The sequence below is a fragment of the Polaromonas sp. genome, assembly GCF_010365105.1.
In the GTDB taxonomy this organism is placed as follows: domain Bacteria; phylum Pseudomonadota; class Gammaproteobacteria; order Burkholderiales; family Burkholderiaceae_C; genus Polaromonas.
In genome coordinates this window covers 1-21,764 of record NZ_JAAFGZ010000017.1, presented here as the reverse complement: position 1 = coordinate 21,764, position 21,764 = coordinate 1, and the positions used below count along the sequence as shown (strand labels likewise).

19 protein-coding genes and 1 other RNA gene are annotated in these 21,764 nt (G+C 58.8%); 14 read left to right on the top strand and 6 right to left on the bottom strand.

Annotated elements, in window-relative coordinates; all coding sequences use genetic code 11:
* Positions 1-2: 2 nt before the first annotated feature.
* The 5 genes from GZ092_RS12480 to gyrA form a co-directional block, all read right to left on the bottom strand.
* The gene (locus tag GZ092_RS12480; protein WP_293636825.1) at positions 3-881 is read right to left on the bottom strand and encodes a prephenate dehydrogenase; all 879 of its coding nucleotides are present in this window, start codon (positions 879-881) and stop codon (positions 3-5) included.
* 61 nt (positions 882-942) lie between these two features.
* Complete coding sequence (gene pheA / locus GZ092_RS12475) at positions 943-2,025, bottom strand: prephenate dehydratase (protein WP_293636823.1); 1,083 nt, start codon at positions 2,023-2,025, stop codon at positions 943-945.
* A gap of 1 nt (position 2,026) precedes the next feature.
* Positions 2,027-3,133 (bottom strand): 3-phosphoserine/phosphohydroxythreonine transaminase, encoded by a 1,107-nt coding sequence (serC, locus tag GZ092_RS12470; protein WP_293636821.1) that lies wholly within the window; start codon positions 3,131-3,133, stop codon positions 2,027-2,029.
* On the bottom strand, positions 3,130-3,702 hold the full coding sequence (locus GZ092_RS12465; protein WP_293636819.1) for a DUF2059 domain-containing protein: 573 nt from the start codon (positions 3,700-3,702) through the stop codon (positions 3,130-3,132). The genes serC and GZ092_RS12465 overlap by 4 nt, the downstream gene beginning before the upstream one ends.
* The gene (gene gyrA / locus GZ092_RS12460; RefSeq protein ID WP_293636817.1) at positions 3,702-6,368 is read right to left on the bottom strand and encodes a DNA gyrase subunit A; all 2,667 of its coding nucleotides are present in this window, start codon (positions 6,366-6,368) and stop codon (positions 3,702-3,704) included. The genes GZ092_RS12465 and gyrA overlap by 1 nt, the downstream gene beginning before the upstream one ends.
* Before the next feature lie 258 nt (positions 6,369-6,626).
* Here gyrA and ompA point away from each other — a divergent pair, with 258 nt between their 5' ends.
* The 4 genes from ompA (at position 6,627) to ssrA (ending at position 9,139) form a co-directional block, all read left to right on the top strand.
* Positions 6,627-7,259, top strand: coding sequence for an outer membrane protein OmpA (gene ompA / locus GZ092_RS12455; protein ID WP_293636815.1), 633 nt, complete (start codon positions 6,627-6,629; stop codon positions 7,257-7,259).
* A gap of 69 nt (positions 7,260-7,328) precedes the next feature.
* Positions 7,329-8,078 (top strand): bifunctional 2-polyprenyl-6-hydroxyphenol methylase/3-demethylubiquinol 3-O-methyltransferase UbiG, encoded by a 750-nt coding sequence (gene ubiG / locus GZ092_RS12450; protein WP_293636813.1) that lies wholly within the window; start codon positions 7,329-7,331, stop codon positions 8,076-8,078.
* A complete protein-coding gene (locus GZ092_RS12445; protein ID WP_293636811.1) occupies positions 8,075-8,740 on the top strand; it encodes an HAD-IA family hydrolase in 666 nt (221 codons plus the stop codon). Before ubiG ends, GZ092_RS12445 begins: the two co-directional genes overlap by 4 nt.
* Before the next feature lie 12 nt (positions 8,741-8,752).
* Positions 8,753-9,139: a transfer-messenger RNA gene (ssrA, locus tag GZ092_RS12440) on the top strand.
* Between the two features lie 75 nt (positions 9,140-9,214).
* Here ssrA and GZ092_RS12435 read toward each other — a convergent pair.
* Positions 9,215-10,498, bottom strand: coding sequence for a phospholipase D-like domain-containing protein (locus GZ092_RS12435; protein ID WP_293636809.1), 1,284 nt, complete (start codon positions 10,496-10,498; stop codon positions 9,215-9,217).
* 180 nt (positions 10,499-10,678) lie between these two features.
* Here GZ092_RS12435 and GZ092_RS12430 point away from each other — a divergent pair, with 180 nt between their 5' ends.
* The 10 genes from GZ092_RS12430 to ntrC all read left to right on the top strand — a co-directional run bounded on the left by GZ092_RS12430 (position 10,679) and on the right by ntrC (position 21,667).
* Positions 10,679-11,428 (top strand): 16S rRNA pseudouridine(516) synthase, encoded by a 750-nt coding sequence (locus tag GZ092_RS12430; protein ID WP_293636985.1) that lies wholly within the window; start codon positions 10,679-10,681, stop codon positions 11,426-11,428.
* Positions 11,429-11,581: 153 nt separating this feature from the next.
* Positions 11,582-12,574 carry a YncE family protein gene (locus tag GZ092_RS12425; RefSeq protein ID WP_293636807.1) on the top strand — a complete coding sequence of 331 codons (993 nt, stop codon included), beginning with the start codon at positions 11,582-11,584 and terminating at the stop codon, positions 12,572-12,574.
* Between the two features lie 175 nt (positions 12,575-12,749).
* Entirely contained in the window at positions 12,750-13,532 is a 783-nt protein-coding gene (locus GZ092_RS12420; protein ID WP_293636805.1) for a polysaccharide deacetylase family protein, read from the top strand.
* A gap of 5 nt (positions 13,533-13,537) precedes the next feature.
* Positions 13,538-14,644, top strand: a complete 1,107-nt coding sequence (locus tag GZ092_RS12415; RefSeq protein ID WP_293636803.1) for a sterol desaturase family protein — start codon at positions 13,538-13,540, stop codon at positions 14,642-14,644.
* Positions 14,645-14,651: 7 nt separating this feature from the next.
* Positions 14,652-15,584 (top strand): EI24 domain-containing protein, encoded by a 933-nt coding sequence (locus GZ092_RS12410; RefSeq protein WP_293636801.1) that lies wholly within the window; start codon positions 14,652-14,654, stop codon positions 15,582-15,584.
* Entirely contained in the window at positions 15,581-16,534 is a 954-nt protein-coding gene (locus GZ092_RS12405; RefSeq protein WP_293636799.1) for a molybdopterin-binding protein, read from the top strand. The genes GZ092_RS12410 and GZ092_RS12405 overlap by 4 nt, the downstream gene beginning before the upstream one ends.
* A 231-nt stretch (positions 16,535-16,765) precedes the next feature.
* Positions 16,766-18,181 (top strand): type I glutamate--ammonia ligase, encoded by a 1,416-nt coding sequence (glnA, locus tag GZ092_RS12400; RefSeq protein ID WP_293636797.1) that lies wholly within the window; start codon positions 16,766-16,768, stop codon positions 18,179-18,181.
* Positions 18,182-18,390: 209 nt separating this feature from the next.
* A complete protein-coding gene (locus GZ092_RS12395) occupies positions 18,391-18,930 on the top strand; it encodes a hypothetical protein (RefSeq protein WP_293636795.1) in 540 nt (179 codons plus the stop codon).
* A gap of 28 nt (positions 18,931-18,958) precedes the next feature.
* The gene (gene glnL, locus GZ092_RS12390; protein WP_293636794.1) at positions 18,959-20,065 is read left to right on the top strand and encodes a nitrogen regulation protein NR(II); all 1,107 of its coding nucleotides are present in this window, start codon (positions 18,959-18,961) and stop codon (positions 20,063-20,065) included.
* 57 nt (positions 20,066-20,122) lie between these two features.
* Positions 20,123-21,667 (top strand): nitrogen regulation protein NR(I), encoded by a 1,545-nt coding sequence (gene ntrC / locus GZ092_RS12385; RefSeq protein WP_293636793.1) that lies wholly within the window; start codon positions 20,123-20,125, stop codon positions 21,665-21,667.
* Positions 21,668-21,764: the final 97 nt, after the last annotated feature.

Below are 21,764 nucleotides of genomic sequence, written 5' to 3'. Positions count from 1 at the left end.
CTTTACTTGGGTGCGTTTTGCGAGGAGATACGCCACCTGGCGCGTGTTTCACTGGCTTGGCCGATTTGTGATTCCAGTGCTTTTCCATTACCGCTTGAAATCAGCTGTTCAAGCGATTGCAGGGACTGCTGAAAAATCCTGGACTGTGCGAGCAGCTCTTCGCGGTTAGCCATCAGGATATCTCGCCAGACCTCCGGGGCACTGGCGGCGATGCGGGTGAAATCACGAAAACCCGGTCCGGCCAGTGCCATGTAGTCAGAACCCTGCGCCTGGGACGTGATGCCATTGATCATGGCAAAAGCGATCAGATGAGGCAGGTGGCTGACCGCTGCATAAGCGGCATCGTGTGCCTGGGGTGACATGCGCAACACCTGGCAGCCCAAGGCTGTCCAGACCTCCGTTGCCTTTTGCAACTGTGCGCTCAGGGTATGTTCGGTTGGCGTAAGGATAACCTGCTTGCCGGCGTAGAGGTTTACGTCCGCATGTTCGACCCCGGAGACTTCCTTACCAGTGATCGGATGGCAGGGCACAAATGAGCCGACGTGCTCACGCAGCACCCGGCGTGCTGCGTCCACGACGTCGCGCTTGGTGGAGCCGACATCCATCACCAGCGTTGTGGGTCCGATAAGGTGCCTGATGGCCTTGAAAGTGGCTTCTGTGGCTGATACGGGAATGGCCAATAAAACGATGTCTGCACCGGAAACTGCCAGAAGCGCCGATGAGGCTTCCACGTCGATTACCCCCATCTGACGAGCCCGCTCGGTGGTGGATGGCGATTTGCTGTAGCCAACAACTCGCCTCACCAGTCCGGCACGCTTGAGCGCCAGCGCGAAAGAACTGCCCATCAGGCCGCAGCCGATGAGGCCTAATTGTTCGAACATGCTGCATTCCTGAAATTGTGGTGATGGACTGGCTCGGGTCTGTCCCGCGGTGAATACCGCATCAGTCGCTGACGGGGTAGGTGCCCAGGACCTTGTAAAACGCGCAAAGCTGCTGCAGGTCTGCCAGTGCAGCTTTCACGTGGTCCTGGGAACGATGACCCTGCAGATCGATATAAAAATAGTATTCCCACTGACCCGAGCGGGCGGGTCGCGATTCAAATCGCGTCATGGAAACGCCATGGGTTTTCAAAGGCGCCAGGATGTCATGCACTGCGCCCGGCCGGTTGGGCACTGAAACAACCAGGCTGGTGCAGTCCTTGCTCGATGGGGGTGGGGTCGGAAGCGTCTGCGGCAAACAAACCACCGCAAAGCGGGTGCGGTTGAAGGCGTCGTCCTGGATGGCATGCGCTGGCGTGTGCAGTGAAAACTGCGTGGCGGCGCGGGCGCCGGCAATGCCGGCCCAGGCAGGATGGGTGGTGGCCAGACGTGCGCCTTCCGCGTTGCTGGAAGCGGCACGGCGCTCGGCATGGGGCAAATGGGTGGTCAGCCATCCCTGGCATTGGGCCAGCGCTTGCGGGTGCGCAAAGACAACTTCGATACCTTCCAGGGAGTCTGAAAGCCGCAGCAGGTTGTGCCGCACCATCAAACTGACTTCTCCCACGATGTGCAGCGGCGAATTGAGCAGCAGGTCGAGCGAGCGCGACACGACGCCCTCGGTCGAATTCTCAACCGGCACCACGCCATATTCGGCCGTACCTGCCGTGGCAGCCCGAAACACCTCATCAAAACTTGTGCAGGGAACGTGTTCAATGCTGGACCCGAAAAACTGCACGGCGGCTTCTTCGCTGAAGGTTCCGGCAGGGCCCAAGTAGGCCACCCGCACCGGTGACTCAAGCGCCAGACAGGCCGACATGATTTCCCGCCAAACTGCGGCAACATGTTCATTTTTAAGCGGACCCTGGTTGGTCTGCTGGATCTTTTCTATGACCTGCGCAACCCGGTCAGGCCTGAAAAAAGGGGTCCCTTCGCGCTTTTTGACTTCTCCGACCTGTTCCGCAACCAGTGCGCGTTGGTTCAGAAGGGTCAGCAATTGTTTGTCGAGTGCGTCAATCCGGACGCGCAAATCAGCAAGGTTGGCAGTCATGTCAGGCGTGTTTTTGTTCGAATTCTTGCAGATAGCTCACCAGTGCCTGGACACCGGCCAATGGCATGGCGTTGTAGATACTGGCGCGCATGCCACCCACAGATTTATGGCCCTTCAGTTGCAACAGGCCGCGTGCTTTTGCGCCAGCCAGAAAGGCGTCGTTGCGTGATTCGTCGCGCAAAAAGAACGGCACGTTCATCCGGGAGCGGCAGTCCTTGCTGACCTTGTTGAGATACAGCTGAGAACGGTCGATGGCGTCATACAGCAGTTGCGCCTTGGCCACATTGTGCTTTTCAATGGCTTCGATGCCGGTTGCTTCGCCTTCCTGTTGCCGCTTGAGCCACTGAAAGGTCAGTCCCGCAATATAGATGGCATAGGTTGGCGGCGTGTTGTACATCGAGTCATTGTCTGCAACCGTCTTGTAATTGAAGGCACTCGGACAGACAGAAAGGGCATGGCCCAGCAAGTCTTCGCGCACCACCACCAGCGTCACGCCAGCAGGTCCCAGGTTCTTTTGTGCACCGCCAAAAGCCAGGCCAACCCTGGACCAGTCAACGGGCCGAGATGCCACATGCGATGAAAAGTCAATCACCAACGGTGCGTCGCTGCCCAGTGCCCTCAGATCTGGCAACTCCTGAAACTCGACCCCATGGATGGTCTCGTTGGTGCAGAGATGCACATAACTGGCATCGCGGCGCAACTGCCAGGTGTCCAGGGGCGGCAGGCTGGTAAAGGCGCTGCCTTCAGTCGTGGCGGCAATCTGGACATCGCAGTATTTACGCGCTTCCTTTTGCGACTTGTCGCTCCAGCTGCCGGTCACCACAAAATCAGCTGAGCCACTACGCGACAGATTCAGCGGGACAATGGCATTTTCTGCCAGTCCGCCGCCCTGCATGAAAAGGATTTTAAAATTTTTGGGAATGGCCATCAATTCCCGGAAGTCCTCTTCAGCATTTTCGTAAATCGAAATGAATTCCTTGCCCCGGTGGCTCATTTCCATCACGCTCATGCCGCTGCCATGCCAGTCGAGCATTTCGGCCGCTGCCTGCTGCAACACAGCTTCTGGCAAATTGGCAGGACCGGCCGAGAAGTTGAAGGGCCGGGTCATTTCTTGGCAGGCGGGGTGGCCTTGGGCGCCGCCGCAGGCCCACCGACAATTTTCAGCGCTGCTGCGTCAAACTGCTTGGCCCGGGCAAGCACATCGGCCCTTGAAGCGTCTATCAGTTTCTGCACAAACATATTCCCAAGTTCAGGTGAACTGGCCTGGTATTTCTTGATGGCGGGTGATTCGAAGAACGTGGCAATCTGCTGCAGTTCCTCAAGCGTAAAACGCTCGGCATAGGCGGGCACCAGAACATCGGTGCTGACTTTGCTGACCTGTTTTGCAATCAGCTGATTGGTGTCGTCAGAATACTTCTTGAGTTCGGCGTTCAGCGCTTCCGAAGCTTTTTGCTGGTTGGCCTTGGCCACATTCGTTTCTAGCCGGGGTCCCCAACTGGCGATCAGTTCCTGCGTTGTACTCCCAGCCAACTGGGCTATTAGCCGATCTAGTTCAGGCCCCTGCTGAAGCTTGACGACCTTGGCTGCCAATTCGGTCTTGGCATCGGTGGTTTGGGCATGCAGGCCCGTGGTGAAGGCAAGGCTGGCAAATGCCAGCGTGGTGATCAGTTTGTTCATCAATTTTGTTCCGGGTTGACGGCATCGCTGCCTGCGTCGTTTTCAGTGTCCATATCAAGACTTTCGTCTGCTTCTTCCAGTGCCGCATCGTTTTCAACAATGCGCTGGAGGCCGCTTAGTTGCGAACCTTCATCGAGGCCTATCAGCGTAACACCCTGAGTGGCGCGCCCCATTTCACGAATCTCGCTGACGCGCGTGCGCACCAGCACACCCCTGTCAGTGATCAGCATGATCTCATCGTCGGCATGAACCAGTGTTGCCGCGACGACCTTGCCGTTGCGTTCGCTTTGCTGGATGGCAATCATGCCCTTGGTGCCCCGGCCGTGACGGGTGTACTCTGTAATGGAAGTGCGTTTGCCGAAACCCTTCTGGGTGGCCGTGAGCACACTTTGTTCGCCATCCTCTGCAACCAGCATGGCGATGACTCGCTGACCCTCCTCCAGATTCATTCCCCTGACACCTCGCGCATTGCGACCCATCGGGCGGACATCGTTTTCATCAAATCGAACCGCTTTACCGCCGTCGCTGAAAAGCATCACGTCATGTTTCCCATCAGTCAGGGCCGCGCCGATCAGATAGTCCCCTTCGTCCAGTGCCACGGCAATGATGCCTCCCTTGCGTGGATTGCTAAAGTCGTCCAGCGGGGTTTTTTTGACCGTTCCCATGGACGTGGCCATGAACACATACTGGTCAGCCGGAAAGCTGCGCTTTTCGCCTGTCAGGGCCAGGACCACAGTGATTTTTTCACCTTCCTGCAGCGGGAACATGTTGACAATTGGCCGGCCACGCGAGCCGCGTGATCCCGCCGGTACTTCCCATACCTTTAGCCAGTAGAGCCGGCCACGGTCTGAAAAACAGAGGATGTAATCATGGGTATTGGCAATGAACAACTGGTCAACCCAATCGTCCTCCTTGGTTGCGGTGGCCAGTTTTCCGCGACCACCACGCTTTTGCGCCCGGTATTCCGATAGTGGCTGGCTCTTGATATAGCCCGTGTGCGACAGTGTGACCACCATGTCTGTCGGGGTGATCAGATCTTCTGTACTCAGGTCAAACGAACTGTGCTCGATATGGCTGCGCCGCGCGCCCAGCTTGGTCTGGCCGAATTCCAGCTTGATGGCGCCCAGCTCTTCACCAATGATGGTGGAAACCCGCTCTGGCTTGGCCAGAATATCGAGCAGGTCGTCAATCTCGGCCATGACCTCCTTGTATTCAGCAACGATCTTGTCCTGCTCCAGGCCCGTCAGGCGCTGAAGGCGCATCTGCAGAATTTCCTGCGTCTGGGTTTCTGACAGCCGGTAGAGTCCGTCGCTGCCCATGCCAAATGATTTCTCAAGCCCGTCGGGACGGTAATCGTCTGCATTGACGATGCCGCCATCGGTCCGCGCACGGGTAAGCATTTCGCGCACCAGGCTGCTGTCCCATGCCCGGGTCATCAACTCGGCCTTCGCCACAGGCGGTGTCGGTGCATTGCGGATGATCGCAATGAATTCGTCGATATTGGCCAATGCGACGGCCAAGCCTTCCAGCACGTGACCGCGCTCGCGCGCCTTGCGCAGCGTGAAAACCGTGCGGCGCGTCACGACTTCACGGCGGTGTGAGATGAAGACCTGAATCAGGTCTTTCAGGTTACACAGTTTGGGCTGGCCATTGATCAGCGCCACCATGTTGATGCCGAATGTATCCTGTAGCTGCGTTTGCTTGTACAGATTGTTCAGTACCACTTCAGGCACTTCGCCGCGTTTGAGATCAATAACCAGGCGCATCCCTGATTTGTCGCTTTCGTCCTGGATGTGGCTGATACCCTCAATCTTTTTCTCGTGAACCAGTTCGGCCATGCGCTCCTGAAGCGTCTTTTTATTCACCTGATAAGGCAGTTCATCGACGATGATGGACTGGCGCTGGCCCTTGTCGATATCCTCAAAATGGCACTTCGCTCGCATCACCACCCGGCCGCGTCCGGTGCGATAGCCATCTTTCACGCCATTGATGCCATAAATAATTCCGCCGGTGGGAAAGTCCGGCGCCGGAATGATTTCCATCAGTTCATCAATGGACGCTTCCGGATGTTTCAGCAGGTGCAGGCAGGCATCCACCACTTCATTCAGGTTGTGCGGCGGAATGTTGGTTGCCATGCCGACGGCAATGCCGCCCGAGCCGTTGACCAGCAGGTTGGGCAGGCGCGTAGGCATAACCAGTGGTTCCTGCTCGCTGCCGTCGTAGTTGGGGCCAAAGTCAACCGTTTCCTTGTCCAGATCGGCTAGCAGCTCGTGTGCGATCTTGGACAGCCGTATTTCCGTGTAACGCATTGCCGCAGCGCTGTCGCCATCGACCGAGCCGAAGTTGCCCTGGCCATCCACCAGCAAATGGCGCAGTGAAAAGTCCTGAGCCATGCGAACGATGGTGTCATAGACCGATTGGTCACCGTGGGGATGGTACTTTCCAATGACATCGCCCACGATACGGGCCGACTTCTTGTAGGGCCGGTTCCAGTCGTTGTTCAATTCGTGCATGGCGAACAGCACGCGACGGTGTACCGGTTTGAGTCCGTCGCGAGCGTCAGGCAGAGCCCGGCCCACGATAACGCTCATCGCATAGTCGAGGTAGCTTCTTCGCATTTCCTCCTCTAAGCTGATGGGCAGGGTTTCTTTTGCGAACTGGGTCATGAAAAGCCTGGTTTGAGAAGTGTCAACGTATAAAAGAAAAGTACTTTGATTTTAAGGCTTGAGTTTAAAACGGCTTGTTTGTGGCAGGTCTGCAACATATTTGGAAGAAACGCTGCTCTGTGTCAGACGAAGGCTACAGCGAGCTTGAAGGCCAGAATGTGTGTGGCACAATCAATGTAACTCCTCGAGTGATGGTCACTTGGGGCGTGTAATCTTAATAATCGCAGCAAGTCTGCGGCTTTTCTCTAGAGGAGAATCATGAACAAACTCAACAAAGTGGCAATGTTGTTTGCTTCCGCAGCGCTTGTTACCGCCGCTGGTGCGCAAACAATCGATAACTGGAAAAACGGCAACAACGAATTGGTCTGGAAAAACGGCACCAACGAACTGTGCTGGCGCGACAACTTCTGGACCCCAGCAACTGCTGCTCCAGGTTGTGATGGCGCAATTGTTCCTGTTGTAGCTCCTGCGCCTGTGGCTGTTGCTCCTCCTGTAGCCGCTCCTGCTGTTGTTCCAGTAGCGCCGCCTGCTGCTACCAAGGTGACCTACGCTGCCGATGCTTTCTTTGACTTTGACAAGTCAGTGATCAAGCCAGCAGGCAAGGAAAAGCTGGATGATCTGATCGGCAAGATCAAGGACATCAACCTTGAAGTCATTATCGCTGTCGGTCACACCGACTCTGTTGGCAGTGATTCCTACAACCAGAAACTGTCGGTTCGCCGCTCAGAGGCTGTTAAGGCTTATCTGGTCTCCAAGGGCATAGAGAAAAACCGCGTTTATACCGAAGGCAAAGGCGAGAAACAGCCTGTTGCTGACAACAAAACCGCCGAAGGCCGCGCCAAAAATCGTCGCGTGGAAATCGAAGTGGTTGGTACCCGCGCCAACAAGTAATTCTTTTCGAATTACCCAAAAAAACCGCGCATTAGCGCGGTTTTTTTATGCCTCAACGATAATGATCCGATGTCCACAATCAAAAATTTCGACCCTGCTGAATTGGCTAAATTTTCTGACCTTGCCCATCGCTGGTGGGACAAAGAAAGCGAGTTTCGCCCACTACATGAAATCAACCCCCTAAGGCTTGAATGGATTGCAGGTCTTGCACCACTAAGTGGAATGCGCGTACTCGATGTAGGTTGCGGTGGCGGTATTCTGGCAGATTCAATGGCACGCAAAGGTGCCACTGTGCTCGGCATAGACTTGGCAAGCAAGGCATTGAAAGTTGCCCAACTTCACGCGCTTGAGGCACAGACCCAAGGCGTGGAGTACCGTGAAATCAGTGCGGAAGCGCTTGCGGCAGAGCAGCCTGGTACTTTTGATGTGGTCACCTGTATGGAAATGCTTGAGCATGTACCGGATCCTGCTGCAGTGGTCAAAGCCTGTGCAACTTTGGTCAAGCCGGGTGGATACGTGTTTTTTTCGACCATCAATCGAAATGCCAAAGCGTTTCTTTTTGCCATCGTCGGTGCAGAATACGTGCTCAATATGCTGCCCCGTGGCACGCATGAATATGCGAAGTTGATCAAGCCCAGCGAAATTGCCCGTTATTGCCGGGCAACCGGTCTCGATTTCGTGCAGACCAAAGGCCTTGAATACAACCCGCTGACGCGCCACTACTGGCTGAGTGTCAACACCAGTGTGAATTATCTTGTGGCTACTCAAAAACCCGAACGAGCATCAAGCCATGCTGAAGATAAATCAACAGCGGCATGATGAACAACATAAGCGCCGTACTGTTTGACCTGGACGGTACGCTGATCGACAGCGCCCCGGACCTGGGTGCAGCCGCCGACAAAATGCGTACTGACAGATCCCTTGAGTCACTGCCTTTGTCTCTGTATCGCCCAATGGCGGGAGCTGGCGCCAGAGGAATGATTGCCGTGGCTTTTGGCTTAACGCCTCAAGACGCAGCCTTCGAAGCGTTGAAGGAAGAGTTTTTTTCCAACTACGAAGCACGGCTGGTAAAAACTACCTATGCGTTTGATGGCGTAGCCGAACTGATTGCCCGAATTTGTGATTCCGGACTCAAATGGGGTGTGGTTACCAACAAATCAGCCCGATTTACACTTCCGTTAACCCAGGCAATGCCGCTTTTCATGACAGCGCAGACCATCATCAGCGGTGACACCACGCCTCATGCAAAGCCGCATCCTGCCCCTCTGCTGGAAGCAGCACGCCAACTTGACTTGTCCCCGAATTGCTGTGTTTACGTTGGTGACGATGAGCGCGATATCGTCGCAGGCCGTGCAGCCGGCATGCCGACAGTGGCTGCAGCCTACGGTTATCTGGGAAACGTCAGTGATACAAAAAGCTGGAACGCTGACTTCACAATCATTAAACCTTCAGAACTCTTGAACTTATTGAAAATGGCTTAAGATGCTTAGCTTGGGGCTGCATTGGTTTCGACGTGGGTTCGGACGCGGTGTGGTGCATGTCGAGCTGAGTGTGCTCGTAAAACTGATTCAAACAAACTAACTGCAAACGACGAACGTTTCGCACTCGCAGCTTAATTGCCTGTGAGCTTTACAACAGCAGGCCGATGGGCTGGGCAAGGGGTTTTTAACGCAAGTTGAAGATTCCAGGCTGTAAAGATAATTTTATCGGCTGGCTCCAGGCTGGGTACCTTAACCCGGGGCAAGAAAATAGGGTGCTGGCGTCCTGTATAGCATGCGACTGTGCGATGCAGGTGGCGAGACTTAAATCAGACCGCTAAACATGTAGATCTGCCCGAACAAGGCTTGCGGACGGGGGTTCAAATCCCCCCAGCTCCACCATACGACCCGATAAAGGCCGCTAACGACATACAGTTAGTGGCCTTTTTCTTTTTTCGTGGCCACGTCGGCAAGCTGTCACAACTGCGATTCCAGCAGCAAGGCCAGCCGCTCCATGAATTTTTCTTTAAGTGGCCGGGCTGACCATTGGTCGTAAGTTACCTGGCGGGATTTTTTTAGATCTTCTTCAAAGATACGTGTTTGGCGCTCCGAAAAAGCCGTGTCGTAAATGTTCAGGTTGGCCTCGTCGTTCAGGCGAAACGAGCGGTTGTCAAAATTGGTCGAGCCGACCGACACCAGCAGCTTGTCCACAATCATCACCTTGCAGTGATACATGCTGGGCACGTATTCGTATATTTCGGCGCCGGCCTTGAGCAGCGGTCCCCAGGTGCCGCGAGAGGCCGCGCGCACCGTATCAGTGTCGATGATGTCGCCGGGCGTGATGATGCGGATTTTCACGCCGCGCTTGAGTGCATCTACCAGGGCCCGGGTGGTGAGGTCATCGGGGACAAAGTAAGCGCTGGACAGGTCAATAGCGTCCTTGGCGGCGGTGATGGACAGCTGGTACATCAGCTGCATGCTTTCGCTACCGCCCGAAGGCGAGCTTGAAAAAACCTGGGCGTCGCTGTTGCCCAGGGCTTGCAGCGCCGGAAAGTAATTCTCCCCATGCATAACCTGGCCGGTGACCTTGAGCCAGTTGTCCATGAACACCGCTTGCATCTGTGCGACTGCCGGGCCTTCTATGCGGAAATGGGAGTCGCGCCAGTGGTCGGCATCCTGGCCGTTGCCGGTCCATTTGGGGGCAATGCCGACGCCGCCTGTGAATCCCGTCTTGCCATCGACCACCAGCAGCTTGCGGTGGGTTCGGTTGTTGAGCCGGTGCAGGTTGTACCAGTTCGGCTTGTGGAACTTCTTGATCTGCACGCCAGCGTTGCGCATTTCTTCCAGAAAGCTGTCGTCGATCTTGGCGCTGCCGAGCCAGTCAAGCAGAACATGCACCTTCACCCCCGCCTTGGCACGCTCGGCCAGCGCATCGGCAAACTCGCGGCCAATGTCGCCCGACCAGTAGATATAGGTCTCGAAGGTGATGCTCTGCTGGGCGCTGCGAATCGCCGTCAGCATGGCCGGGAAGATCTGCTCGCCATTGATCAACTCCTGCACCCGGTTGCCGCCCACCAGCGGTGGACCCAGCAGCGCGCCGATGGCGCGGCGAAACTGCGGATCGTGGGTCGAATACAGGCGTGGCAGTTCGCGGCTGACATCTTTTTCACCGCTGCTGAAATTCACCACAATCAACAGGCTGATCAGCGTGAGAAAGAACGTGGCAGCAATCACCAGCGCAAGGCGTTTCTTTTTAAGCATCTTGGAATGGCAAGGTGGCAAAGTGTGAAATGGAAGAAGAAAGGCTTGGTCCTGTCTCGACAGGTTCAAGCTCAAGCATTATTCGGCAGGCGGGCCATTTTGTCTAAAGCCGATTCCCTGCAGGCCGGTAGTCCGACAGCTTGAACGCCGGGCGACAATAGCGCCATGGCAAAAACACACATGCAATTGCAGGAAATCCTTTTTTCCCAGGGGTTTGGCACACGGCGCGTCTGCGCGGGGCTGGTTCAACAGGGTTTTGTGGCAGTAGCGGGCGTTCCGTGTACCGATCCAGCTATGGATTTCGTAGCGAATGGCCTGCAGTTCACGGTGCAGGGCGTGGCTTGGGCATACCATGAAAAAGCCTACCTGATGCTGCACAAGCCGGCCGGTTACGAGTGCTCGCAAAAGCCGAGCACCTATCCAAGCATCTACACCCTGTTGCCAGCGCCGATCCGCCAGCGTGGCGGCGGCGCGGCAGCCGGCGTGCAGGCGGTCGGGCGGCTCGACCAGGACACGACCGGTTTGCTGCTGCTGTCGGACGACGGCAAGTTCATTCACCGCATGAGTTCGCCCCGGCACCATGTGCCCAAGGTCTACCAGGTCAGGGCCAAGCATCCGGTGGACGCGCAGCAGATCAGCAAACTGCTGTCCGGCGTGGTGCTCGACGACGACCCCAAGCCGGTTCGGGCGGCCGCCTGCGAGCAGACCGGCGAATCGCAGCTGAGCCTGACGCTGACCGAAGGAAAATACCATCAGGTCAAGCGCATGATCGCCGCCGTGGGCAACCGGGTGGAAGACGTGGGCGGCCTGCACCGTTCCTGCATCGGCTCGCTGGCGCTGCCGGCAGACCTCAAGCCCGGCGAATGGCGCTGGCTGACGGCACACGACCTGGCCAGCATTGCCGGCACCGCAGTGAAGGAACTTCCCTGACGTTTCCTGACGAAAGGGGGCATGGCCTTGCGTGGTTGATAAGGCCTTCGACGCACCACGGCAAGGGCCGTTCATGACCGGCCGCTACACTAGCGGATTGACTTTGGAAAGAACCGATTTGTGAATGCATATTCCCGTTTCCCGGCTCTTTGCATGGCTGCCTTTTCGGCCTTGCTGTGCTTGTGTGCATCCGCACAAACTGCCCCCGTTCCGGCGGCCGCGCCGGCAAGGGCCGTCATCACCACGCCGGTGTTCGTGCTCAACTCCCTGGAAGACAGCGTCAGCGTGATCAATCCGGTCACCTGGACCGAGATCAAGCGCATCGAGACCGGCAAGCAGCCGCACCACCTCTACCTCACGCCGGATGAAAAATCGGTGATCGTGGCAAATGCGCTGTCGGATTCGCTGACCTTCATCGATCCGAAAACCGCCGAAGTCCAGCGCACCGTGCGCGGCATCATCGATCCCTACCACCTGCGGTTTTCGCCTGACATGAAGTGGTTCGTGACGGCTGCCAACCGACTCAACCATATCGACATCTTCCATTGGGATGGCAAGGACATGACCCTGGCCAAGCGCATTGCCACCGGCAAGACGCCCAGCCACTTGTGGATCGATAGCAAGAGCAGCACGATCTACTCGACCATGCAGGAAAGCGACGAACTGATCGCCATCGACCTGGCCACGCAGACCATCAAGTGGCGCACCCCCACCGGCTCGACGCCCGCCGACCTGTTTGGTACGGCCAACGACAAATTCGTGCTGGTGGCCCTGACCGGCGGCGACGGGGTCGAGGTATATGACGTGAGCGGCACCGCGCCCAAGCGCGTCAAGTTCATCAAGACGGCGCTGGGCGCCCATGCCTTTCGTGCCTTCGGCGACAAGCGCCATGTGCTGGTCAGCAACCGGGTGGCCAACACCATCAGCATGATCGACCTGCAGACGCTCGAGGTGGTGAACAGCTTTCCGGCACCCGGCGGCCCCGACTGCATGGACGTGAGCCGTGACCTGAGCCAGATCATCGTGACGTCACGCTGGATTCGCAAGCTCACTTTTATCGACGTGGCCAGCCGCAAGGTGGTGCGTCAAATCAACGTTGGCAGGAGTCCCCATGGCGTCTGGACACTCGATCACTCGCCGAGGTAGGTGGCCCCCATGCTCCCCCACTGCGTGTGGGTCGCTGCCGCCCGAGGGGGCCGCTGCGCCTGCGGCCCGGCGAAGCCGGTTCCGCGGCCCTGGCTTGGGCAGGAAGTCCGGCTGGTTGCTGGTTACTACATTTTTCATAGCTGCTTGCGCTAACGCAGCAAGCGCTGAGACCACATTGGATGCAAAAAATCCAGCCCCAGGCCCTTCCTGCAAGCCGGTTTACCTGACGCTGGACACCGGCCACATGGAGGTGGCGCCGCTGATCGCCGACGTGTTGAAACGGCATCACGTCAAAGTCACGTTCTTTGCCGCCAACGAGCGCACCAAGAGCGGAGATGGCAGCATGGGAGCGTACTGGGCTCCCTGGTGGAAGGCGCGCGCGGCGGAAGGCCACGAGTTCGCCTCGCACACCTTCGACCACACCTATTGGCGGGCCGACGTGCCGGGCGCCTCGGGGGCGCCGACGCAATTCAGCGTACGCCCTACGGCCGGTCCATCCGAGGGCAAGACGTTCACCTGGACGGCCAGGCAATACTGCGAGGAAATCGGCCGTGCCAGCGCGCGCCTGCAGGATATCACCGGCAAGAAACCGCTGCCACTGTTCCGCGCGCCCGGCGGCAAGACCTCGCCGCAGCTTCTGGCCGCCGCCCGGTCCTGCGGCTATGCGCATGTGGGCTGGTCGCCGGCCGGCTTTCTGGGGGACGAGTTGCCCAGCGACAAATACCCCAACGCCGCGCTGCTGAACAAGGCGCTGCAGGGTGTCCGGGCGGGCGATGTGCTGGTCGCGCACCTGGGCATCTGGTCACGCCAGGACCCGTGGGCGCCGGCGGTGCTGGAGCCCCTCATCACTGGCCTGCAGTCGCAAGGCTTTTGCTTCAAGACACTGCGCGAGCACCCTGAGTACAAGGCCTGGATTGAAGCGCAGCCGCTTGCCTTGACAAAACTGACTGGAAAATAAGCCTCATGGACTGGTTGTCTGGAATTTTCGCGAATGTGCAAGGCTGGCTGTTCCAGTCGCTGGTGCAGCCCGCCCTGTTCGCGCTCGACATGGGCAGCCTGTTCGAGGACGCGTACGCGGCGACGGCCTGGTTCATGATGGGCGTCCTGCAGATCATCATCCTGCTGGCGGTGATTGGTCCGCTGCAGCGCTGGCGGCCGGTCGAGGCCATGGACTCGCCCGCTGAGCGGGCCAGCATCCGCATCGATGTGCTCTACACGCTGATCCACCGGCTCGGACTGTTCCGGCTGGCGCTTTTTTTCACCCTGGGCCCATGGTTCGATGCGGCCTTCGGCGCGCTGCGCACCGCCGGCTACGGCACCTTTCACCTGGACCAGCTGTGGCCCGGCGTGACCGACCAGCCCGTTGTCAGCCTGCTGATTTACCTGCTGGTGTTCGACTTTGTCGCCTACTGGGCGCACCGAAGCCAGCATCAGCTGGAGTGGTGGTGGCGGCTGCATTCGTTGCACCATTCGCAGCGGCAGATGACGATGTGGAGCGACAACCGCAACCACCTGCTCGACAGCATCCTGCTCGACAGCATCATCGTGGTCGTCGCGCATCTGATCGGCGTGGCGTCTGACCAGTTCATCCTCATCGTCGCGCTGACGCAACTGAGCGAAAGCTTCCAGCATGCCAATGTGCGGGTCTGGTTTGGCCGGGTGGGCGAGCGGCTCTGGGTCAGCCCGCGCTTTCACCGGTTGCACCACAGCATCGGTGTCGGACATGAAACACCGGTCCATGCAAAGTACAGCACAACGGCAAGCACGCAGGCGTTGCCTCCCTTTTCATCAGTCAGGGCCGCGGAACCGGCTTTGCCGGGCCGCAGGCGCAGCGCCCCCTTGGGGGGTAGCGAACCACACGAAGTGGGGAGCGTGGGGGCTGTCAAGCTAGGCGGACACAATTTCGGCGTGCTGCTGCCGTGGTGGGACATGCTGTTTGGCACGGCCAATTTCGAGCTTCGCTATGACCCGACCGGTGTGCGCGATCAGGTCGAACAGCAGCGCGACTACGGCAGCGGCTTCTGGTCGCAGCAGTGGCTGGGCATGAAGCGGCTGTTCGGACGGGCTTGAAACATCCATGAACACCATGCTGGATTCCTTCTGGCGGGCAGTGATGTACTGCCTGCATCCCCGCGTCATCGTCCTGTCCATCCTGCCTGTCGTCATCATGGGGATGCTCTCGCTGACGCTGGGCTACCTCTACTGGGAGGATGCTCTGGTTGCAGTGCGCAGCAGCCTGGAAAGTTTTGAGCTGGTCAACGCCATGGTGCACTGGCTTGACGGCATCGGGCTGGGCAGCCTGCGCCTGGTGCTGGCGCCGGCGCTGGTGCTGTTTTTGTCCATTCCGGTGATCGTCATAGTGACCCTGCTGCTGGTGGCAGTCTTCATGACGCCCAGCATGGTCGCGCTGGTGGCGAGCCGGCGGTTTCCGCAACTGGAGCGCAAAAAGGGCGGCTCGATGTTCGCCAGCATCATCTGGTCCCTGGGTTCGACCTTGCTGGCCATCGTGGCGCTGGTGGCGACGGTCCCGCTCTGGCTGGTGCCGCCGCTGATTTTGATCCTGCCGCCGCTGATCTGGGGCTGGCTGACCTACCGCGTCATGTCCTACGATGCCCTGGCAGACCACGCCAGCCGCGAGGAACGCGAGCAGCTGTTCCGGGAAAACCGCCTGCCGCTGCTGGGCATTGGCGTGCTCAGCGGTTACCTTGGCGCCGCGCCCAGCCTGCTCTGGGCCTCGGGCGCCATGTTCATTGCCATGGCGCCGATCCTGGTGCCGCTGGCGATCTGGATCTACACCCTGGTGTTCGCCTTCTCTTCGCTCTGGTTCGCCCATTACTGCCTGGCCGCGCTGGAGCAGCTTCGCAAAAGAAACAGTGCTGCAGCGCAGGCGCCACCGGCACAAGCTGCTACCGAATTAATAGTTGATGAATCGCCTAAGCATGTTTTGACCCGACCGACAGCCGGCGGCTTGCCGGATTCACCGACCAAACTCCAGGACCCTTTTGCATGACCCCTTCATTCGGACTCATCATCATTGGCGATGAAATTCTTTCAGGCAAGCGCACCGACAAGCATTTGCCCAAAGTCATCGAACTGTTGGCCACCAGGGGCCTGCCGCTCGCTTATGCCGAGTATGTCGGCGACGACCCGGCGCGCATCACCGCGACGCTGGCGCGCGCCTTTGCCGCCAGCCGCGCGTCGGGCGATGTGGTGTTCTGCACCGGCGGCATCGGCGCCACGCCGGACGACCATACCCGCCAGTGCGCAGCCCGGGCGCTGGGCGTGGAACTGGCGCTGCACCCCGAAGCCAAACGGCTGATTGAAGAACGCATACGCGACACGGCCAAAGAGCAGGGCGCCGCCTACGAGCCCGACCGCCATGACAACCTGCACCGCCTGAACATGGGCGTGTTTCCGGTCGGCGCCGAGATCATTCCCAATCCCTATAACAAGATTCCGGGTTTCAGCTTTTTTGTCGAGCCCGAGGAAAGCGAAAGTCGCTCCACTCCAGCTATGTCTCCAGCCCAGTCAGGGCCGCAGGACCGGCTTCGCCGGACTGCAGGCGCAGCGGCCCCCTCGGGAGGCAGCGACCTACACGCAGTGGTGGAGCGTGGGGGTATTCACTTTTTTCCAGGCTTTCCTGTCATGGCCTGGCCCATGATCGAATGGGTGCTTGACCAGCGTTATGCCCATCTGCATCAGCAATCGCCTTCCGTTGAAAAATCGGTCATCGTGATGGGGTCGATGGAAGCCACGCTGACGCCTTTGATGCTGGCGATTGAAGCCGAACACGACGGCGTCAAGGTGTTCAGCCTGCCCAGTGTGGACCATCCGCAATATGGCCGCCATATTGAGCTTGGCGTCAAAGGCCAGGCGGAGGCCGTCAACCGGGCTTATCCCGCTTTGCTGGCAGGCTTGCACCAATTCAATCTTCAGCTTGGCCCTGAATTGGTGCGCTAACCAAAAAATTTTCACATTAAGCCAATATATGCACCGTAACAGTGCATTGATAGGTTAATTTTCAAAACAGCGGTTTCAAAACAAGTCAATCGCCATTCAGTAGCGACAATAGCGGCGGCACAATAAAGGGTTTGGCAAAAACCCCGGCGTTCCCGGCTTTGGCACAAAAAGTGCATTCAACAGCAGCTGAACCGAATTTTTAAACCACCATCCAGCACAGGAGATTCTTGAATGGCAAAGACCGTCGCAGACGTCATGAACATGGTCAAGGAAAACGAAGTCAAGTTCGTTGACTTCCGTTTTACCGACACCCGGGGCAAACAGCACCACACCACGGTGCCCGTGTCTCACTTTGATGAAAACAAATTCACCGACGGCCATGCATTCGACGGATCGTCCATCGCGGGATGGAAGGGCATTGAAGCCTCGGACATGCAGCTGATCCCCGACCCCAGCACGGCCAACATCGATCCGTTCTTCGAAGAAACGACGCTGATCATGACGTGCGACGTGATCGAGCCGACGGACGGCAAGGCCTATGAGCGTGATCCGCGCTCGATTGCCAAGCGCGCAGAAGCTTATCTGAAGTCCACCGGCCTGGGCGATACCGCCTACTTCGGACCAGAGCCGGAATTTTTCATCTTCGACGGAGTGCGCTGGAGCACCGAGCCGGGCCACAGCTTTTATGAAATCGAAGAGTACGAAGCACCGTGGAACAGCGGCACCAAGCTCGAAGGCGGCAACCGCGGCCATCGCCCGACCAACAAGGGAGGCTATTTCCCCGTTCCGCCTGTGGACAGCACGCAGGACATGCGCGCCGAAATGTCCCTGATCCTCGAATCGCTCGGCATTCCGGTCGAGGTGTTCCACCATGAAGTCGCTGGCGCTGGCCAGAATGAAATCGGCACGCGTTTTTCGACCCTGGTCGAGCGCGCTGACTGGACCATCCTGCAAAAGTATGTAGTGCACAACGTCGCCAACGCCTATGGCAAGACCGCCACCTTCATGCCCAAGCCTTACGCTGGCGACAACGGCTCGGGCATGCATGTGCACCAGTCGGTGTGGAAAGACGGCAAGAACCTGTTTGCCGGCGACGGCTATGCAGGGCTGAGCGACTTTGCGCTGCACTACATTGGCGGCATCATCAAGCACGCCCGTGCCCTGAACGCCATCACCAACCCTGGCACCAACAGCTACCGCCGCCTGGTTCCGCACTTCGAGGCCCCGGTCAAGCTGGCGTACTCGGCCAAGAACCGCTCGGCGTCGATCCGCATTCCGTACGTGGCCAACCCCAAGGGCCGCCGCGTCGAAGCACGCTTCCCCGATCCGCTGATGAACCCTTACCTGGGCTTTGCGGCCCTGCTGATGGCCGGCATGGATGGCGTGGAAAACAAGATCCACCCAGGCGAAGCCGCCACCAAGGACCTGTACCATCTGCCGCCGGAAGAAGACAAACTGGTGCCGACCGTCTGCCACAGCCTGGATCAGGCGCTGGAAGAACTTGACAAGGACCGTGCCTTCCTGACCAAGGGCGGTGTGTTCACCGACAGCATGCTCGATGCCTACATCGAACTGAAAATGGGTGAAGTCAACCGCACCCGCGTTGAAGTCGCGCCGGTCGAATTCGACATGTACTTCTCGCTGTAAACACGGCCTGGCCGCCGGCTTCCCTGGCAGCCAGGAAGGCCAGCGGCGCTTAAAAAAAGGATGGCAGATGCCATCCTTTTTTTGTGGGCGTGTGGAATAGATGCATTGCAGATTTCGCATTTTTTCCGCTTTGACGCATACTCTCAGGCGATTCCTGTTTCCACCCTGCACACTGCACGCAAGCGGCTCCAGACGCTGGGCACTTTCCAATGAAAAACACCTCATCCTCGTATTGCCTGCCATCCATTTCGACCCTGACTCTGGTTTCCCTGCTGCTGCTTGGCACGGGCACCAGCGGCTGGGCGCAACAGATTTTCCGCTGCGCTGGCGTCGGCGGCGCAGCGCCTGAATACATCAACAACGTCAAGGATGCGCAGTCGCGCAACTGCAAGCCGGTTTCCGGCGGCAATGTCACGGTGGTGCAGGGTACGCCGGTTCCGAAGGCGCCGGCGCGCGTGGCCGCCAGCCCGGCGGCGGGTAGTTCGCGTGCAGACAGCAGCCCCGATCAGCGGGCGCGCGACAGCGATTCGCGCATCATCCTGGAGTCGGAACTCCGGAAATCCGAGGCCCGGCTGGCTGAACTGCAAAAGGAATACAACAACGGCGATCCCGAGAAGCAGGGCATTGAGGGGCGCAACTACCAGCGTTACCTGGACCGTGTCAGCGACCTGAAAGACAGCATTGCGCGCAGCCAGAGTGACATTGCCGGCCTGAGACGCGAAATTTCCCGCTTGCCTGCGGTAAATTAAACCAGAGGCCCCCCGCTTCTGGATGAAAATGGGGCGCTTGAAAAAGCCATCCATCCCCACCTTTTTGTCTTCCTTCCCGGCTTCGGGAACCCTGCGCTTCCAGGCCTTTGACCTGCTGGCTACCCTGGTTGCCGTGGTCCGCACCAATGGCTGCGTGGTGTTTGCCAATGCTGCGCTTGAAGACGCCCTCGGCACCTCACGCCGGACCATCGAGGGCTCGCAACTGCCCGAATGCTTCACCGAGCCGCAGATCCTCAAGCATGCGCTGGAAGGCGCTGGCAGCAATGAATTTGCCGCGCTGCGCTACGACGCCTGGCTGCGCCGCCTGAACCACGAGCCGATGCCGGTGCATGTTGTAGTAGCCCAGACCGACACGCCCGGCGAAGCCATCGTCGAAATGCTGCCGCTGGAGCAGCAGGCCAAACAGGACCGCGAAGAACGCCTTATCGACCAGGCGCAGGCCAACAAGGAGCTGATCCGCAACCTGGCGCACGAGATCAAGAACCCGCTGGGCGGCATTCGCGGCGCGGCGCAACTGTTGCAAATGGAAATTGGCAAGGACCTGACCGAATACACACAGGTGATCATCCACGAAGCCGACCGTCTGCAGTCACTGGTGGATCGCCTGCTGGCCCCGCACCGCCGGCCGCATCTGGTGGGCGACGTGAACATCCACGAGGTCTGCGAGCGCGTGCGTTCGCTCATCCTGGCCGAGTTTCCCAAGGGGCTGCGGGTCGTGCGTGACTACGACACATCGATTCCCGAATTTCGCGGCGACCGTGAGCAATTGATTCAAGCCGTGCTGAACATTGCCCACAATGCGGCCCAGGAACTGGCGCAGCACATCACGGCAGGCGACGCCACCATCACTTTCAGGACGCGGGTGGCGCGGCAGGTAACTTTTGGCAAGCAGCGCTATCGCCTGGCACTGGAATTGCATGTGATCGACAATGGGCCGGGTGTGCCGGACTCCATCAAAGACCGTATCTTTTATCCCCTGGTCTCAGGGCGTGAAGGCGGTTCGGGGCTGGGGCTGACACTGGCGCAAACCTTTGTCCAGCAACACCACGGCTTGATTGAGTGCGAAAGCCGGCCCGGCCACACAGACTTCAAGCTGCTGATACCGCTGCCCTGAAGTCTGCTGTCTTTGATTTCAAAGATAACCACGCTCCAAGCAAAGGGACCCCCAAGCATGAAACCGATCTGGATTGTTGACGATGACCAGTCCATCCGGTTTGTTCTGGAAAAAGCGCTGCTGCGCGAAGGCCTGCCCACCCGCAGCTTTACCAATCCGCGCGAAGTCCTGGCAGCGCTCGACATTGCCACCGAAGGCGACGGACCGCAAATCCTGGTCAGCGACATCCGCATGCCGGGCGGCTCGGGCCTGGACCTGCTTGAAAAAGTCAAGGCCAGGCTGCCCGGCCTGCCGGTCATCATCATGACGGCCTTTTCCGACCTGGACAGCGCCGTGTCCGCTTTCCAGGGCGGGGCGTTCGAATACCTTCCCAAGCCGTTCGACCTGCACAAGGCGGTCGAGCTGATTCGCCGTGCCGTCGAGGAAAGCCAGCGCGAGGAAGTCGCCGAGGAGCGCATGGCCGCCGCGCCCGAAATGCTGGGTCAGGCGCCAGCGATGCAGGACGTGTTTCGGGCCATTGGCCGGCTGAGCCAGAGCATGGTTACGGTGATGATCACCGGCGAATCAGGCTCGGGCAAAGAACTGGTGGCGCGCGCGCTGCACAAGCATTCGCCGCGCGCCAACGGGCCGTTCATCGCCATCAACACTGCCGCGATCCCGAAGGATTTGCTGGAAAGCGAGTTGTTCGGCCATGAGCGCGGCGCCTTTACAGGCGCGCAGACGCTGCGCCGTGGCCGCTTCGAGCAGGCCGACGGCGGCACGTTGTTCCTTGATGAAATCGGTGACATGCCGTTCGACTTGCAGACCCGGCTGTTGCGCGTGCTCAGCGATGGCAATTTTTACCGCGTGGGTGGGCACAACGCCGTCAAGACCAACGTGCGGGTGATTGCCGCGACGCACCAGGACCTGGAGCAGCGCGTCAAGGAAGGCGGCTTTCGCGAAGACCTGTTTCACCGCCTGAACGTGATCCGTTTGCGCCTGCCGGCGCTGCGCGAGCGGCGCGAGGATGTGTTCATGCTGACGCGGCACTTCCTGCAGCAAAGCGCCAAGCAACTCGGCGTCGAGCCCAAGCGCATTTCAGAGGCGGCGCTGCAGCAGCTGAGCCTCTTCGGTTTTCCCGGCAATGTGCGCCAGTTGGAAAACATCTGCCACTGGCTGACCGTCATGGCGCCAGCCCAGGTTGTCGAGCCAAAGGACCTGCCGCCCGAAGTCCTCGGCTCGACGCCGGTGTGGAAATCCGGCACGCAGCAGGCTGAAAAAACCGACGCGTCCAAGCAGGAGTGGACCGGCGATGTCGACAGTCAGCCCGCCGTCGTGCATCCGCCAGAATCACCCGCGCTGCCAGCGCAGGAGGTACGCGCAACCGGCGCCGAGAGCGGCGCGCTGCCGTCGCCGTGGGAAACCGGGCTGGAAGCCGAGGCGCTGGCCTTGCTGGTGTCGGGACGCAGCGATGTATGGGACGTGCTGACGCGCCGCTTTGAATCCCGCCTGATCATGACCGCGCTGGCCAATACGCACGGCCGGCGCATTGAGGCGGCGCACAAGCTCGGCATTGGCCGCAACACCATCACGCGCAAGATCCAGGAACTCAATCTTGAGTAAATAAGCCTGATTAGCGACTTACCTCAGAGCACCTTGAACCTTGCGCCATTGCTGTACTCCAACAGCAGATGCCGAGTCATCGGCCAAGGAGCAGGCA